Genomic DNA, 15015 nt, shown 5'->3' with positions numbered 1-15015 from the left:
CCTTTTTGATGAACAATGTTACAAACCGGGACCAAGGGGATGACGATACCCCCAAGCTCGGCGCATGTTGGCGACAGTATCGTCGAGCGCATGGGAGGCGCGTGACAACGATGGAGGACCCCCAGGGCAAACGACCCGTGGTCGCGGTGATAGATGATGACGCCAACCTGCGGCGCACCGTCGCCGCGCTGCTGTCCGAAAGTGGTTTCGAGGCGGTTCCACTGGCCGACGGTGCCGCATTCCACGCGCGCGGGCCGGAACCCGGGGTGGACCTTGCGCTGATCGACCTGAGACTGGCCAATGAAAACGGGCTCGAACTTGCGCTCGCCCTGCGTCGGCGTCACGGGCTTCCGATCGTGATGCTCACCGGCCGTGGGGACGATACCGACCGGATCGAAGGGCTCGAAACCGGGGCCGACGACTACATGATGAAGCCGTTCAATCCGCGCGAACTGGTTGCCCGTATCCGGGCGGTCCTGAGGCGCGCGGGTCATCCCGGCATGGCCACCCCCGACCGCGACGCCGCACGTCTGATTGCCTTTGGCGGGCTCCGGCTGGATCTCGACCGGCGCGACCTTGTCGGCGCCGATGGCACCGAGATTGCGCTGACCAATGCCGAATACCGGCTTCTGGAATATCTGGTGCTGAACCCAGGCCGGGTGATCCCGCGGCCTGAACTCATGGCCGAACTTGGGGCCGATCTGAACCACTACGGTGACCGTACCATCGACGTGTTGATCCTGCGGCTGCGGCGCAAGATAGAGCCGGTGCCCTCGAAACCCGTCCATCTGCAAACCCGGCGTGGCCAGGGCTACATCTTCATCACCGGATCCATGCGATGAAACGGATCTCGGTCCGGGCACGTCTGCTGTTCGCGCTCGCCGCCCTTACACTTGCCACCTTTCTTGTCGGGGCAATCGCGTGGGCTGCGCTCGAGCGCACGACGGCACGGGTCAACCGGCTGCACGGCGATACGCTCGCCGCCGTTGATGCGGCCATGACCCTCTCGCGACAAGCTGCGGGTATCGCGACGCGCGCGCCCTACATGCTGCTCCTCGACAGCCCCTTTCGCATTGCCCAGGAGGGCGAGATAACGGTCGGTGTGATCGACGAGATCGCGGCCGGACTGACCGAGGGTGATGCGCTTTCCGCCACGCTCGGCGACATGCGCGCAGCAACGGTCGAGATGGTTGTGCATATGCAGGCGCGGGCCGGCTATCGCGATCAGACCCTGCGGAGCAATGCGGCCCTGGCCAAGGCCGAGCGGCGCTTTGCCCTTCTGGCCTCCAGTACCGACACCCCGCTCGCGGAGCGGCAGGACTGGTTCACGCTCCAGAGGCTCGCCGCCGCGCTGCTTGGCGCGGGCCGGGCGGAAAACCTGATAGGCGTTGGAGAATTTCAACGCGCCTACCACCTCTTGCGGCGGGTCGCCAACAAGGACGGCTTGCGCGAAGGGCAGGGCGATCTTGCCGAACTCGTGGCCCTCGCGGAAGGGCGCGAGGGTTTGTTCGAGCTGCGCCGGCTGGAACTCCAGCACCAGATCGGGGCGCAGGGCGCGCTGGTTCGGGTCCGGATCGGCGCCGCAGAGGTGATTGGCCATGCCGAAGCGGTGACAACGGATGCGCAGGCCGCAATCGCCGTGGAGCGGGCCGAAACCATCAGCGCAATCGCCCTGCGAAAGAGCACGATCCTTGTCGCCGTTCTCGCGTCCGCGGCGCTTGCGCTGACAGCCGCGCTCTACGTGTCGGGTTACGTAACCGGCAACCTGCGCGCCGTCTCGGATGCGATGATGCGTCTGGCCGCAGGCGACCGCTCCCTGCGGCTTCCCCGAGGTGAAGGCGCCGGCGACGAGATCGGCAAGCTGTTCCACGCCTTTCGAACATTTCGTGCCAACGCGATCCGTCTGGACCGGTCCAACCGTCGCCTCGCCGAACGCAATGCGCTCTTCGAGAAGATGATGAGCAGCATCACCGATGGCGTCGCGATCCTGTCGGATACCGGCACGATCATTGCCCGCAACGACCGCCTTGCAGAGGTGCTGCGGATCGATCCCGCGCATGCGGGCAAGCGCGTCGGTCTGGACGAGTTGGTCTCCCGGGGCGGTTGGAAGGACACCCCGGGCCCGACCGGAAGCCAAATGCTCGCCACAGCCGATGGCCATTATGCGCTGCGCCGTGAAAGCCCGTTGCCGGGGGGCGGCGCCGTGGTGCTGATTGCCGATATCACCGAGCAACGCCAGATCGACGACAGGATGCAACAGATCCGCCGGATCGAGGCTCTGGGCAAGGTGACGGGTGAGGTGGCGCATGATTTCGGCAATATCCTGTCGACCATCAATGGCAGCCTGCACCTGATGGAAACGGCCTCGCCCGATGTCCAGCGCGAGCTGGTAGGTTCGATAGCAAACGCCGCCGAGATCGGCACGTCGCTGGTCCAACGCCTTCTGGCTTTCGCCCGGCGACAGAAGCTCGTGCCCGAGGTGGTCGAACTCAACGCCCTGGTCGACGGCATGGCCGACCTCGTGGCGATGGCCCTTCGCGACGAAATCCGTCTTGAAACCCGGGAGGCACCCGAACCGATCGAGGTGCGCGTCGACCCGGGGCAGCTCGAAAGCGCCTTGCTCAACCTTTGTCTCAACGCAGCCCAAGCCATTGACGGTTCCGGGGAGATAACGATTTCGGTTGCTGCCGAAGGCAATCGCGCGGTGATCGAGGTTGCCGATACCGGATGCGGGATGAGCGCCGAAACCGTCGAACACGCGATGGAGCCATTCTACACCGCGCGCGCCGATGGCACCGGCACCGGCCTCGGATTTGCCATGGTCTATGGCTTCATCAGCCAGTCCGGTGGCGAGGTCCGGATTCTCTCCACGCCGGGCGCGGGCACAACGGTGCGCATGATCCTGCCCCGGGCCGAAGCTGCAGCGTCGCTGGCGACACGCTGGAGCCGCGTGCTTCTGGTCGAGGACGACCCCGAAGACCTCTCGGCGGCCCGGGCCATTCTGAACGATCACGCCACCGAGCTCGTCGAGGAGACCACGACCGAAGGCGCGCTCGCCCGGCTTGAGGAACAAGTTTTCGATCTGGTCGTCTCGGACCTGTCGCTTGGCGGCAGTCCCGGCGGGTGGCGTATCGCATCTGCGGCCTTGTCATCCGGTGCGGCCCGCTCGGTTGCGATCGTCTCCGGGCGGCTCCCGGCGAAAACGCCGTTCAATGGGCAATATGGTTCGGCGCTCGTGACCCTCGCCAAGCCGTTCGACATCGCAGCCCTTTGTGCTGCGTTCGGAAAGGACGACAGACATGACCGCGCTTGATGCGAAGGCCTTGATATTCGATTGCGATGGAACCCTTGCGCTTACGGCGAACCTGCATTTCGACGCTTTCAATGCCGCCCTGGCCCGACAGGGCGCATGGATGGATCGCGCCTGGTATGAGGACCGCAAGGGCCTCGACCGGAACGACCTGATCGCCGCATTCGTGGCGCAGCACGATGCCGAGTTGGACTGCCCGCGCATCGTTGCCGACAGCCGGGCGATCACGGTGGAACGCGCCGAACTTACCGCGGTGGAAAATCCACCGGTTGCGGCCCTGGCCCGACGGCTCAAGGGCAAGGTTCCAATCGCGGTTGGCTCGAATGCGGAAACCGATGTCGTCCGTGCAATCCTTCGTGGGGCGGGACTTGACACCCTGTTCGACGTGGTGGTCACCGTGGTCGAAGCTCTGCAGCCCAAGCCAGACCCCGCGATTTTTCTTCTCGCTGCGGAGCGGCTCGCAGTACCCCCGGGCGACTGCCTTGTACTGGAGGATTCCGAACAGGGTGTGCAGGCCGCGATTTCTGCCGGGATGAACGTGTTAGACGTCCGTCTTTCCGATGTGCTTGCTCGCATCGAAACCTGGTGAGAATTCCTTGGGCTGCCCGACATTCTGCCGCCGGAATTAAGTTGTCCTTTGCAAGACTTGGTCCAGCTTATTCTACGCTAGTCTGCTTTTTCTCAGTGCTGGACAGCCCCTTCAACGACAAGCCTCGGCAATGTTCGATCACATCGCGGCCTATTCCAGTACCTCCTCGGGTGGATGGAGCATGTCACCGGTGTCACCCCGAAACAGGGAATGGTTGGGCCCCATGTCATCGCGAAGTGGTAGCCAGTGGCGGAACTTCATGGACGCCTTCAGCGCTCTGATGCAAGCTCGCTGGATGGGAGTGGGCGCTTTCCAGAGCGTTCACTGCGCAGGATGTAGAGGCCGGTGGCCATGATCACCGCAGCTCCAGTTACGGTCCAGCCATCTGGCAGGTCGTCGAAGATCAACCAGCCCCAGAACGTGGCCCAGATCATCAAGCTGTAATGGATTGGCGCGACGACAACGGCCTGACCGATCTCCAATGCCCGGATGACCAACAATTCTCCCAATGCGGCGGTAAGCGCCATGCCGCCAAGCAGCGCCCACTGGCGGCTGGTTTCGGGTGCCTGCCAAAACAGGAAGAGGGGTAACGAGAGCGTGGCAACGCTGACGGTGGCGGTATAGGCAACGGTGGTGAGCGTGCGGTCCGAGGCCGCGAGGCGACGCGAAACGACTTGGCGGAGCGCGAAGCAGGTCGCCGCAACCACGATGAGCAACATCGCGGGATGCATCACCCCCATGCCCGGCCTGATGACGATCAAGGCGCCTAGGAAGCCCACTGCCACTGCCATCCACCGCTGCCAGCCAACATGCTCGCCAAGCACGCGGGCGCTCAGGACCGTCACGATGAAAGGCGCGATAAAGGTCACCGCCACCGCATCCGCCAGCGGCACAAAGCGAATGGCGGAGATGAAGCAGGCCGCGGAGCCGACTACGAGAAGACCGCGGACGACTTGCAGTGCCGGGTGAGTTGACCGAAACAAGCCCGGCCCATGGACGCCGAGCGCCACAATCACACCGACGAGAAGGGCAAGCTGGCGCGTCCAGACGATCTGTATTGGATGGAATTCCCCGGTGAGCAGCTTTGCCTGCATGTCGCAGACCGAGAATAACGCGAAGGCAAGAGCCATCAGCCCGACCCCGCGGATATTGTCGATCCGAGTTGACGCGACCTGCGAAGAAAGTGGTGCGGAAGGCGTGGTTGTCATCAGTTTCTTGGGCTCCGGCGCCGCACTGGCAGTACTCCGCAATGGCGGAGGCAGCGCGAACCTGTGTTCGGTGCAATGTGTCGGGAGATCCGATGCCGCGTGACTGAAGCACAGAGCCTCGTCAACTACCACCGTATTCTGGAATGCCGACCTTTGGACTGGATCTTTCCCGCCTGAGTGCAGACTTCGCTGCGTGTTTGAGGCGTGTCGTGATGCAGGCACCGAGCAGGGTCTCGTCGCCCGCTAGGCCCCAATCAAGCTGATCATCCGCTCCAACCGCTCCATCGCGAGGACCCCGTCCTCAATGTCGGGCGCGTCGCGGTTCTCCCCCCTCAGGACTGCAGCGGCGTCAGCGAGCAGCCCGCTGTAGCCCTTGTGGTCCTCATTGGCGGCTGCCGTGAAATTGGGTTGCCAGGTCAGGGTGTCCACGGTGTCGTCCAGGGTCGCAGCAGGGTCGTCGGCCTTGAAAGGTGGGTCTCTGTGAAGCTCGACATTGACGATATTGTCTACCTCGATCCGCTTGTGATCCCCCATGATGCGGATCTCCTCCATCGGAGTGCCTCGGGACTGGACCGTGCCCATGACAATGTTGCCAATCGCGCCCGCCTTGGTTGTGAAACCAAGGTGCAGCAGAAGCCGACCTGGCGCCGGGCTGACCTTGCGCACGCTCATTTCGGCGAATTCGCTGGATGCAAACCACGGGACGAGGTCCATGTAGTGGACGCAATGGTGCAGGAAGAAGCCCGTATAGTCCGGTTCGCCCTCGAAATAGGTGGGCGCGGTCAAATAGCTGCCGGTTATGCCAAGAACTGGTCCGAAATCGGCTTTCTTGAGCAGATTCATGGCGATGCGGTTGCCGCTGGAATAGCGTTTCATGAACCCCACGATCACCGGCTTGCGGGCCTTTCGTGCGGCCTCGGCCACGTCCCGCGCCCCCGCGGCGGTGGCGGCGGGCGGTTTCTCCATGAAAACGGGCAAGCCGCGTTCCAGCGCCGCGATCGCGGCCGCATGATGGATTTCGGCTCCGACGGCCATGCCGATAGCGTCCAGTCCCGGATGCCGCAGGAGATCCCGGAAGTCGCTGTAGCAATCGACGACACCGTAGGCGTGCGCGGTGGTGGCCATCGCGACCCGATCGCTGTCGCACAGGGCGGCCAGCCGGATTCCATGATCCGGCAGGCGTGGCAGGAGCATCTGGCGCGCATGTCGGCCACACCCGATCCAACCAATCTTCAGGGTCATTGATCCACCTCCGCCAGTGCCAACGCCGACCGGATCACGCCGAGGCCGGCTTTCAACTTGTCGCTCTCGTCCTCGCGGGGGGCACGCCAGTGGGCGATGGGCAGCGCCACGCGGTCATCGGCGCGCCGGAAGGGTTCGAGCGAGACCGGCCCCGCGTAGTTCACCTCCGCCAGCGCCCGGCAGATCGCGGGCCAGTCGAGATGGCCTGTTCCCGGGTGGCCGCGGTGGTTTTCGTTCGCCTGGAAATGGACGATCCGCGGTCCCGCAGCGCGGATCGCGTCCGGAATCGAACGTTCCTCCATGTTCATGTGGAAGGTGTCGAGCAGGATGCCGAGGCCGGCATCATCCACCGCGTCGACGACCTCGATGGCCTGCCGGGTGGTGGACAGAATATCCGTCTCAAACCGGTTGAGCGGTTCCACGGCGAAAACCTTTCCGGCCGCCCGGGCCAGTGGGGCGACGCCGGCCAGCCCTTCGATGGTGCGAGCGGCGCGGGCCGCGATGTCCTCGTCGGTTCGGGGCATCGGCGGCCGGCCGGCAAAAACCATGGGCTCCCCGTAGAGCGGGCCACCGATGATACTGGCCCCAATGGCCTCGGCCACGTCGACGCAGGATTTCAGGTACTCCATCCCACCCGTCCGTGCCGCGGGGTCGTCCGAGGCAATCGAACGCTGGGGGTTTACCCGCGCCGCGAGAACGATCCCGATCCCGGCATCTGCGGCGGCAGTGCGGACATCTGCCGGGGAGAGGTCGTCTTCCGGTTCCGGCACCAGCAGTTCGACGAAGTCGAAGCCAAGCGCCTTGGCATGGGCGAAATAGTGCAGGTCGCGCCCCGTGAAGGGCCGAATGAACTGCATCGAGATGATGCCGACGGGGTTGTCCAAGTGGTCTTCCTTTCGCGTATCAGCCTTTGACCGCACCCTGGGTAAGGCCGGAGATCAGGCGTTTTTGCACCAGCAGGAACAGCACGGTGGCCGGCATCGCGCCGACGATGCCGCCCGCGGTCAGCAGCCCCCATTGCACCTCGTATTCGCCGATCAGTGTCTGCACGGCGACGGTGATGGTGCGCACGTTGCGCCCCCCGAGTGTCAGGGCGTAGAGGTACTCGTTCCAGGCGGTGATGAAGATGTAGATGCCGGTGGCGATGATGCCGGGCAGGCAGAGCGGCAGCACGATACGGAGCATTGCCCCGAGCCGGGTGCAGCCGTCGGTCATCGCCGCCTCGTCGAGCGAACGGGGAATGCCGTTCATGTAGCTTGTCATCATCCAGACCGAGAACGGGATCGCGATGGTGGAGTTGGCGATGATGAGCGCAAGGTGACTGTCGAGCAGCCCCAGGATCCGCATCAGCACGAAGAGCGGCAGGATCAGCAGCACCAGCGGGAACATGTTGATGAGCAGGAACTGCATCATCAGGACGCGACGGCCCCGGTACGAGAAGCGCGAGAACGAATAGGCTGCCGTAACCGAGAGTGACAGTCCCACGACCACGGTGCCGCTTGCGACGATGAAGCTGTCGAGCAGGTTGTCGGCGAAGCCCACGGTGCGGAAAAGTCGGATGTAGTTCTCGAGCGTGGCACCTGCCATCGAGGGGCCTTCGGTGAAGAGCTGGCTTTCTGGAGTGATCGATGTGAGGAACATCCAGAGATAGGGCCCGAGGGTGAAGACGAGGATTGCCAGCATGGGCAGATCGACTGTCAGGATGCGGCGACGCAGGGATTTCCGCTTGAGGGCCATCAGCGCAGTGCCTTTCCGGTGCGCCGCAGGTAAATCACGACGATGATCATCAGCAGGATCGTGAAGGTGACGGCCAGCGCGGAGCCGTAGCCGAAGTCGAGATTGGTGCGGGCCTTGATGAAAGCATAGAGCGGCAGGGTATAGGTGGCGTAGCCCGGGCCGCCGCCGGTCATCACGAAGATGACGTCAAAGGAATTGGCGACCCAGATCACGCGGAGCAGGACCGCTGTGACGAGCACGCCGGAGATGCCTGGCAAGGTGATGTGGCGGAACTGCCGCCAGGTGGAAGCGCCGTCGATGGAGGCGGCCTCGTAGTAGCTTTTCGGAATGGCCTGGAGGCCCGCGAGGATCATCACCGCGAAAAAGGGAAATCCCTGCCAGGTGAGCGTCAGCATGATGGCGCCGAGCGCGGTATCGGGATCGGCGAGCCAGGGTATGGAGCTCTGGATGATCCCAAGGCGCAGCAGGAAGTCGTTCATCACGCCATAGTTGCTGTCATAGATCCAGGCCCACATCAGCGCGATCACCACGGAGGGCAGCGCCCAGGGAATAATGATGAGCGCCCTGGCGAGCGGCCGCCACGGGAATCGCTGGTTTAAAAGGAGTGCCGTGACCAGGCCCAGCAGAAGCTGGGCGGGTACGGTAACGCCGATCCAGATCAGTGTGTGGCGGAGCGATATCCAGAAAACCTCGTCCCCGAGCACGGCGCGGAAATTGTCCAGCCCGATGAAGTCGAAATCCTTCGGGCGGAACAGAACATATTCGTGCAGGCTCATCCAGGCGGTCTGCAACATCGGCAGGAAGACGATGGCGAGCGTCACCAGTACTGCGGGCGAGAGCATTGCATAGGGCAGGACCTGCCGGGCAAGCGAGCGGCGAACCGGTCGTTCGGGCGCGTCGTGGCGGGAAAGTTTGGTGGCGCTCATCGGCCTCGGGCTCTGTCGGGCCGGGCTGTACCGGCATTGGCGTTGTGCGGGGCGGCAGGTGCCGCCGCCCCGTCGACTTGGTTTCGGTTACTCTCCAAAGAGCTTGGCGATTTCCGCGTTCATCTCGGCCGCGGTGATTTCCCCGGTGAGCGCGCGCTGCATCGACACCGGCCAGACCGTGTTGACGAAATCCGATGTCTCGGAGCGGTTCGGAAGCAGCTGGGCGAAGGGCAGCGAGTCCATCGTGGCCTTGACGAAACGCTCCGGATGGAGTGACCAGCCGGAACTGTCGGTTTTCGTCACCGGAAGCTGGCCCGTGGCCTCGTTGAACATCGTGTTGTTGCCGGCCGTCGACAGGAACGAGATCCATTTCCACGCCGCGTCCTTGTCCTCGGCCGTGGAGAACACAGCCGTGCTCTCGTCGCCGAAGGCGGTCCAGTGGCCGCCGCCGCATTCCGGAACCGGTGCTGCCGAGACCTTGTCGCCAAGGGCTTCGACCATGCCGTTGGCCGAGCCGATATGGTGGATCGTCATGGCCGTCGTTCCGGCCTTGAAGGCGCCGATGATCTCCTGGAACCCATCATTGGGGGTCGAGGGCGGGAAGACGCCGTCCTCGCGGAAGAGGTCGACGACAAACTGGGTGCCCGCGAGTGCCGCGTCGTTTTCCATGCCTCCCACGAGGTTTACCCCCTCACGGCTGAGCGTGAGGCTGGCCCAATGGTCGTGCCCGCCTTTGGCACCCCGGAAACCGAAGCCATAGACATCCATCTGGCCATCGCCGTCGGTGTCCCGCGTGAGGGCCTTGGCTACTTCGCGGAACTCGTCGCAGGTCGTGGGCACGGCAAGGCCCAGTTCGTCGAACATGTCGGCGCGGTAGTAGAGATAGAGAGCAACATACTGCACTGGCAGGTAATAGTTCTCACCGTCCTCGGCCTTGGTCAGGTCCAGCAGGTTTTCCAGCAGGTCGGCCTTGCCCTCCCAGGCGTCGATCCGCGCTGCGAGCGGCTCCAGTGCACCCATTTCGAGAAGTCGCGGCTGGGCGAACATCTTGACCATCGCCGCATCCGGCGCGTTGCCTCCGACGATGGAGGTGTAGAGCGTGTCGTAATAGCTGTTCCAGGGGACGTTCTCTGCCTCGATCGTGATGCCGGGATTGGCCTGCTGGAACGTGGCAACCAACTCGTCCATCGGGTTGTCGGCATTGTCGAAATGGTACCAGAAGCGCACCGTGCTGTCGGCATGGGCGGCGCCGGCCGCGAGCGCGAGAAGGCTGGCGGTCAGGCCCAGTCTCATGGTCGTCTTCATCTTCGTTTCCTCCCTTTCACTAGTGTCGGTTCAGGGGGTCATCTCCCTGAACGTCTCTCCCACCCGCTCGAAGGCGATTTGCGCTTCGGGCAGGGCATTTCCCATCTGCATGAAACCGTGGATCACGCCACGGCAGAGGTCGTGGCGGTCGCTGCGCCCGATGGCCCTGAGACGTGCCACCAGCAGTTCGGTGTCGGATCGTAGCGGGTCCAGCTCCGCCGAGTTGAGGTAGAGCGGGGGCAACCGGGCGAGGTCCGGGTCGGACGCGCAAAGCGGGGCCACCAAGGGGTCCGCACGCTGTTCGGGCAGGGCGTACAGGTTCCAGTAGGCCCGCATTCCCGCACGGGTCAGACCGGGTCCCTCGGCCTGCTCGACATAGGATTCCGTCTCGAAATCCGCGCCATAGACCCCGTAGAAGAGCAGCGCCGCCGCAGGCATGTCGCGGCCGTCCGCGAGCAGCCGCAGCATGAGCGCAAGGCAAAGGTTCGCCCCCGCGCTGTCACCGGCAATGCTCCACCGCCGGTCCGGTTCACACGCCTCCCAGGCGGCGAGGCAGTCCTCAAGGCCACAGGGATAGGGATGCTCCGGAGCGAGGCGGTAATCGATGGTCAGAACCGGCGCCCGGCAGGCGACCGCGAGCCGCCTGGCCGCGCCTTCGTGGGTTGCCGGCGAACAGAATGCCCAGCCGCCGCCGTGCACATGCAGGATTGCGTCGCTCCCTGCGTCGTTTTCGGGAACCACGAGGCGCGAGGGCATGCCCGCGTGCAGGACCGTGCGCGCCTCGGCCATCTTTGGAAGGTTCTCATTCCAGCGAAGGTTATTCAGCAGCGCCAGCATCCGTCCATGCGGTGCGGCCACATCCGTTGGATGCGGCAGGCCGGCGTCTTCCCGCGCAAGCCGTTCCAGGATCGATTGCATGGAGGCGCTTGGTTTCCTCATGGGCTGGCCCGTTCCGTCAGATCGGGACCGAAATCCACGATGGTGGAAATATGGTGGCGCAGGACCTCCGAGAGGCGCAGGGGATCGCGCGCACGCAAGGCGTCGAGTATGGGCACATGTCGCTCCGCCGTTTCTTCCAGATCCCGCACCTGACCAGATTTCATGATCTTGAAACGGTGAACGTGAATCAGGCATCGTCGAAGGATCGGCGTCACCAATGGCAGGTCTGCCGCTTCGAAGAGGGCGAGGTGAAATGCCCTGTCATGCGCCGCAAGCCCATATTCATCGGCATCACGCGCGGCGTTGCGCATGTCATTGAGCTTGCCGTGCAGGACCCTGTCGAGATCGTCGTCGGCCCGGCGCATCAGTCGATCGATGCTGTCGCATTCGATGTTCAGCCGAAGCTCGATCAAGACCCGCGCATCGGCAGGCCGACATTGCGCAACCGACGTTCGCCTGCGTGGCAGCCGCGTGACCAGGCCCTCCTCGTTGAGCCGCATCAGGGCTTCGCGGACCGTGCCCTGACTGCAGTCGAAGCGCTTGGCGAGATCAAGCTCGATCAGGGCGCTTTCCGGCCGGGCGATGCCAAGAACGATTTCTCGCTGCAATTCGCCAAACACGGTCTCGCTCCGTCGTCCTGAGGATTTCGAAACGGCGGGTGCTGCTGCGTGGCGAGGGGCGGTCTCGGCAACCATCTTTGAAATGCGTCCTCCGAAAATGCGTGAATCTTGCAGGTTGATTATCGATAACAAGCAAATTATCGATAATGCAATGGTGAATGTCGCGAAAGCCGGCCCGCTGGGCCGCGAGGACGAGAGGAGCGGCGATGGCTGAGGTGCGGCTGGAAGGTATCGTCAAGGACTACGGAGGCTTCCGCGCGATCCACGACGTGGACCTTGATGTCGCCGATGGCGAATTCGTCGTTTTCGTCGGACCGTCCGGTTGTGGCAAATCCACCTTGCTTCGCATGATTGCAGGGTTGGAGGAGATTTCGGGCGGGCGGCTTTTTATCGGTGGGCGGCTTGTCAACGAGGTCGAGCCGCGTGACCGTGACGTGGCGATGGTCTTTCAGGATTACGCGCTCTATCCCCATATGACGATTGCCGAGAACATCGGTTTCGGACTGCGAATGCGCGATTGGAAGCGGGCCGACATCGAGCGGAAGGTTAAGGAGAGCGCCCGCATCCTGCAGATCCACTCGCTGTTGGAACGACGGCCTGCTCAACTCTCCGGCGGTCAGAGGCAGCGGGCCGCAATGGGCCGGGCGATCGTTCGCGAGCCGTCGCTGTTCCTGTTCGACGAACCCCTGTCGAATCTCGATGCCAAGCTTCGCGTCGAGATGCGGACCCAGATAAAGCGCCTTCACGCGATGCTCGGCACCACCACGGTCTACGTCACGCACGACCAGACGGAGGCGCTGACGCTGGCGGATCGTGTGGTGGTGCTTGACGAGGGGCGCGTCGTGCAACAAGGACACCCGCTTGAACTCTACGAGCGGCCCAATTGCCGCTTCGTGGGGGAATTCATCGGCTCGCCGCAGATGAATATCCTGGATGCTGTTGTGGACCGGACCGGAGATCAGACCGTTCTCCGCGTTGGCACGACATCGGTTCCCACCGCAGACCTTCCGCTCCGGAACGGGGCGCATGTGGACATGGGGCTCCGTCCCGAACACCTCTATTGGGCGCCGCGCGAAGACGGCTTGCTGACACCGACAGTCGATGTCTACGAACCTCTGGGGTCGGACACGATGGCGATCTGCGATCTCGAAGGCCAGGAAATCACGGCCCGACTTGATCCGAAGGTTCGGATCAGATCCAAGGAATGCATCGGTCTGGGCTTCGATGCTTCGAACCTTCACTTCTTCGATCCACAGGATGGTGCTCGGATCGAGCCTTGCTGATCGAAGAGCTTCGGCAGCCTGTGACGCCACGGGAAGCTCGATCTAATGGTCCTGCCATGTGCTTGAACGTCATCGCGTAGACGACACGGACCTCTGCCTATCTGCAACCCAGGTGGTTCGGTACCTGCAGAGAATGCGTCTGCCACGGCTTGCGCCTCTGACCTTGACCCGGACAGCCGCGAGGGACCGCGCCCCGCCCAAGGGTGCCTGGCGTCCGGCCTTCCACGCGGTAGAGTGCGTCGGGTTGATGCCGGTCATAAATTTTCTTCGAATCCGGCCGCTCTTCGACGTTGATGACGCACTTGTTTATTACGTCAGGGCGCAGAAGCCGATTTAAGACGGGTGCGCAAGCTCTCAGCTTCCGGCATGTTTCGTAGAAATGCGATCCTCGGTCGCCTTTGGAGAAGCAATTCCCGCGGGAATGCGGAGGGCACGTCGAGCAGTATTCGGAGGACCACCATGAAGGCATTCTTTTACATGATCCTGGCGGGGGTCATGGCATTTTACGGCGAGCCTGCAATCGCTGAATCCTATCGGGATCGTGACGTGGAGATGGCGCCGGTCAAAGACCTCGACCTCGATCGCTACCTTGGCCGCTGGTACGAGATCGCGCGTTTCCCCAATCGCTTCGAAAAGGGATGCGAAGGCGTCACGGCGGATTACGGTCTGCGGCCCGACGGGGCGATTTCCGTCCTGAACACCTGTCGGATGGGGGCGCCAGATGGCGAGGTCAAGACGGCCGACGGGCGGGCGAAGGTTGTCGGCCCCGGTAGATTGTCCGTGACATTTGTTCCCTGGCTGCCCTTCGCCCGGGGCGACTACTGGGTGCTTTACGTTGACGAAGGTTACAACCTTGCCGTCGTGGGGGCGCCTCGCGGCACAACCGGCTGGATCCTTGCGCGAACCCCGTCCATTTCGGCTACCGCCCGGTCAGAGGCGGAAGATGTCCTCAGGAAGAACGGATACGACGTCTCGCGCCTCAAGGACGTGCGCCATTGACGCGGGCTCGGTTCTCCCGAGCCGAGGCAGACCCCGGCACACCATGACCTAACGCACTATCGTTTTTTGCAATCACCAATGCGGTTCGGAGAGAATACATGAAGGCAACCACGGTCCTTTCCCTGTTTTTGACACTCGCGGCCTCTGCAGGATATGCGGTGCCATTCGGACAATGGCCGGAGCAAAAGTTTCCTCGTCTTCCCGGCAACCAGTGGACCCAGTCGCCGCAATCGGTGGTGGTTGTCTCGGACAGCTCCGTCTCCCTGATCTGGACCCGGCTTTCTGATTCGGAGGGCACCAAGACGAAGGCATCCTGGGACTGGTCTGTCCTCGCCAGCGTCCCGCCAACGCAGCTCGATCGGAAGGGCGGAGACGACCGTAACCTTGCTCTCTATTTTGTGTTCATGCCGCCGGAGCTCGCCGAAGCCAGCCGAAACGCCGGCGTACGGAAGATGCTCAGGTCGCGGGAGGCCCGCGTGATTATGTATGTCTGGGGCGGCGAGCATGCCCGAGGCGAGGTCCTGTCGTCACCCTATCTTGGCAATCGCGGAAAGACCATCATCCGACGATCCGCGGGTACGGGAAATTACCGAGAAAGCGTTGATCTGGAAGAAGATTTTGTACGGGCCTTCGGAAGCAAAAAGACCGTTCTGGTTGGCCTCGCAGTCTCTTCCGACAGCGATGACACCGGTTCTACGGTCCGGGCGCGTCTGGGGCGGATCAACCTCGAATAGGTCTCGTGCGAGGGACCGTGCGCGCCGCGTCTTCGGCCTGCGCAGCACCTCCCCGACAGGTTTTGTTCACCGAAGTGGTGATCCAGATGGGCGTCCGTCCCGTATCCCCATTATTCCGCACCC

14 protein-coding genes are annotated in these 15015 nt (G+C 63.2%); 6 read left to right on the top strand and 8 right to left on the bottom strand.

What is annotated here, in order from left to right; all coding sequences use genetic code 11:
• Positions 1-110 precede the first annotated feature (110 nt).
• Genes AX756_RS02580 through AX756_RS02570 form a run of 3 tightly spaced genes read left to right on the top strand, consistent with a single transcriptional unit; the run spans position 111 to position 3899 of the window.
• Positions 111-842, top strand: a complete 732-nt coding sequence (locus AX756_RS02580; protein WP_068308335.1) for a response regulator transcription factor — start codon at positions 111-113, stop codon at positions 840-842.
• Positions 839-3313 (top strand): ATP-binding protein, encoded by a 2475-nt coding sequence (locus AX756_RS02575; protein ID WP_068308332.1) that lies wholly within the window; start codon positions 839-841, stop codon positions 3311-3313. Before AX756_RS02580 ends, AX756_RS02575 begins: the two co-directional genes overlap by 4 nt.
• Positions 3300-3899: an HAD family hydrolase gene (locus AX756_RS02570; RefSeq protein ID WP_068308329.1), complete on the top strand. Its 600-nt coding sequence runs from the start codon at positions 3300-3302 to the stop codon at positions 3897-3899. The genes AX756_RS02575 and AX756_RS02570 overlap by 14 nt, the downstream gene beginning before the upstream one ends.
• Before the next feature lie 269 nt (positions 3900-4168).
• Here the strand turns inward: AX756_RS02570 and AX756_RS02565 are convergent, their stop codons facing one another.
• From AX756_RS02565 to AX756_RS02530, 8 genes are all read right to left on the bottom strand, one after another.
• Positions 4169-5107 (bottom strand): DMT family transporter, encoded by a 939-nt coding sequence (locus AX756_RS02565; RefSeq protein ID WP_231700966.1) that lies wholly within the window; start codon positions 5105-5107, stop codon positions 4169-4171.
• Between the two features lie 243 nt (positions 5108-5350).
• Positions 5351-6349, bottom strand: a complete 999-nt coding sequence (locus AX756_RS02560; protein WP_068308326.1) for a Gfo/Idh/MocA family protein — start codon at positions 6347-6349, stop codon at positions 5351-5353.
• Positions 6346-7233 carry a sugar phosphate isomerase/epimerase family protein gene (locus tag AX756_RS02555; RefSeq protein WP_068308323.1) on the bottom strand — a complete coding sequence of 296 codons (888 nt, stop codon included), beginning with the start codon at positions 7231-7233 and terminating at the stop codon, positions 6346-6348. Before AX756_RS02555 ends, AX756_RS02560 begins: the two co-directional genes overlap by 4 nt.
• 19 nt (positions 7234-7252) lie before the next feature.
• On the bottom strand, positions 7253-8086 hold the full coding sequence (locus tag AX756_RS02550; protein ID WP_068308320.1) for a carbohydrate ABC transporter permease: 834 nt from the start codon (positions 8084-8086) through the stop codon (positions 7253-7255).
• Positions 8086-9012: a carbohydrate ABC transporter permease gene (locus AX756_RS02545; protein WP_068308317.1), complete on the bottom strand. Its 927-nt coding sequence runs from the start codon at positions 9010-9012 to the stop codon at positions 8086-8088. The genes AX756_RS02550 and AX756_RS02545 overlap by 1 nt, the downstream gene beginning before the upstream one ends.
• Before the next feature lie 87 nt (positions 9013-9099).
• Complete coding sequence (locus tag AX756_RS02540) at positions 9100-10317, bottom strand: ABC transporter substrate-binding protein (protein WP_068308314.1); 1218 nt, start codon at positions 10315-10317, stop codon at positions 9100-9102.
• Positions 10318-10347: 30 nt separating this feature from the next.
• Positions 10348-11256: an alpha/beta hydrolase gene (locus AX756_RS02535; protein ID WP_068308311.1), complete on the bottom strand. Its 909-nt coding sequence runs from the start codon at positions 11254-11256 to the stop codon at positions 10348-10350.
• Entirely contained in the window at positions 11253-11951 is a 699-nt protein-coding gene (locus tag AX756_RS02530; RefSeq protein ID WP_068308309.1) for a GntR family transcriptional regulator, read from the bottom strand. Before AX756_RS02530 ends, AX756_RS02535 begins: the two co-directional genes overlap by 4 nt.
• Before the next feature lie 131 nt (positions 11952-12082).
• On the opposite strand from AX756_RS02530, the gene AX756_RS02525 reads away from it, so the two are divergent.
• The 3 genes from AX756_RS02525 to AX756_RS02510 all read left to right on the top strand — a co-directional run bounded on the left by AX756_RS02525 (position 12083) and on the right by AX756_RS02510 (position 14892).
• The gene (locus AX756_RS02525; RefSeq protein WP_068308306.1) at positions 12083-13159 is read left to right on the top strand and encodes an ABC transporter ATP-binding protein; all 1077 of its coding nucleotides are present in this window, start codon (positions 12083-12085) and stop codon (positions 13157-13159) included.
• A gap of 459 nt (positions 13160-13618) precedes the next feature.
• Entirely contained in the window at positions 13619-14158 is a 540-nt protein-coding gene (locus tag AX756_RS02515) for a lipocalin family protein (RefSeq protein ID WP_068308300.1), read from the top strand.
• A gap of 98 nt (positions 14159-14256) precedes the next feature.
• Entirely contained in the window at positions 14257-14892 is a 636-nt protein-coding gene (locus AX756_RS02510; protein WP_068308297.1) for a DUF3047 domain-containing protein, read from the top strand.
• Positions 14893-15015: the final 123 nt, after the last annotated feature.

This window comes from Aliiruegeria sabulilitoris, from assembly GCF_001558155.1.
Lineage (GTDB): Bacteria > Pseudomonadota > Alphaproteobacteria > Rhodobacterales > Rhodobacteraceae > Tropicimonas > Tropicimonas sabulilitoris.
Note: the sequence above shows the minus strand (reverse complement) of the source record. Positions and strands in the feature narration are given on the sequence as shown.

Bases quoted from the DNA above. Each gene is read 5' to 3' on its own strand.
- AX756_RS02580 (WP_068308335.1), top strand. From the start codon at position 111: ATGGAGGACCCCCAGGGCAAACGACCCGTGGTCGCGGTGATAGATGAT.
- AX756_RS02575 (WP_068308332.1), top strand. From the start codon at position 839: ATGAAACGGATCTCGGTCCGGGCACGTCTGCTGTTCGCGCTCGCCGCC.
- AX756_RS02570 (WP_068308329.1), top strand. From the start codon at position 3,300: ATGACCGCGCTTGATGCGAAGGCCTTGATATTCGATTGCGATGGAACC.
- AX756_RS02565 (WP_231700966.1), bottom strand. From the start codon at position 5,107: ATGACAACCACGCCTTCCGCACCACTTTCTTCGCAGGTCGCGTCAACT.
- AX756_RS02560 (WP_068308326.1), bottom strand. From the start codon at position 6,349: ATGACCCTGAAGATTGGTTGGATCGGGTGTGGCCGACATGCGCGCCAG.
- AX756_RS02550 (WP_068308320.1), bottom strand. From the start codon at position 8,086: ATGGCCCTCAAGCGGAAATCCCTGCGTCGCCGCATCCTGACAGTCGAT.
- AX756_RS02545 (WP_068308317.1), bottom strand. From the start codon at position 9,012: ATGAGCGCCACCAAACTTTCCCGCCACGACGCGCCCGAACGACCGGTT.
- AX756_RS02540 (WP_068308314.1), bottom strand. From the start codon at position 10,317: ATGAAGACGACCATGAGACTGGGCCTGACCGCCAGCCTTCTCGCGCTC.
- AX756_RS02535 (WP_068308311.1), bottom strand. From the start codon at position 11,256: ATGAGGAAACCAAGCGCCTCCATGCAATCGATCCTGGAACGGCTTGCG.
- AX756_RS02530 (WP_068308309.1), bottom strand. From the start codon at position 11,951: ATGGTTGCCGAGACCGCCCCTCGCCACGCAGCAGCACCCGCCGTTTCG.
- AX756_RS02525 (WP_068308306.1), top strand. From the start codon at position 12,083: ATGGCTGAGGTGCGGCTGGAAGGTATCGTCAAGGACTACGGAGGCTTC.
- AX756_RS02515 (WP_068308300.1), top strand. From the start codon at position 13,619: ATGAAGGCATTCTTTTACATGATCCTGGCGGGGGTCATGGCATTTTAC.
- AX756_RS02510 (WP_068308297.1), top strand. From the start codon at position 14,257: ATGAAGGCAACCACGGTCCTTTCCCTGTTTTTGACACTCGCGGCCTCT.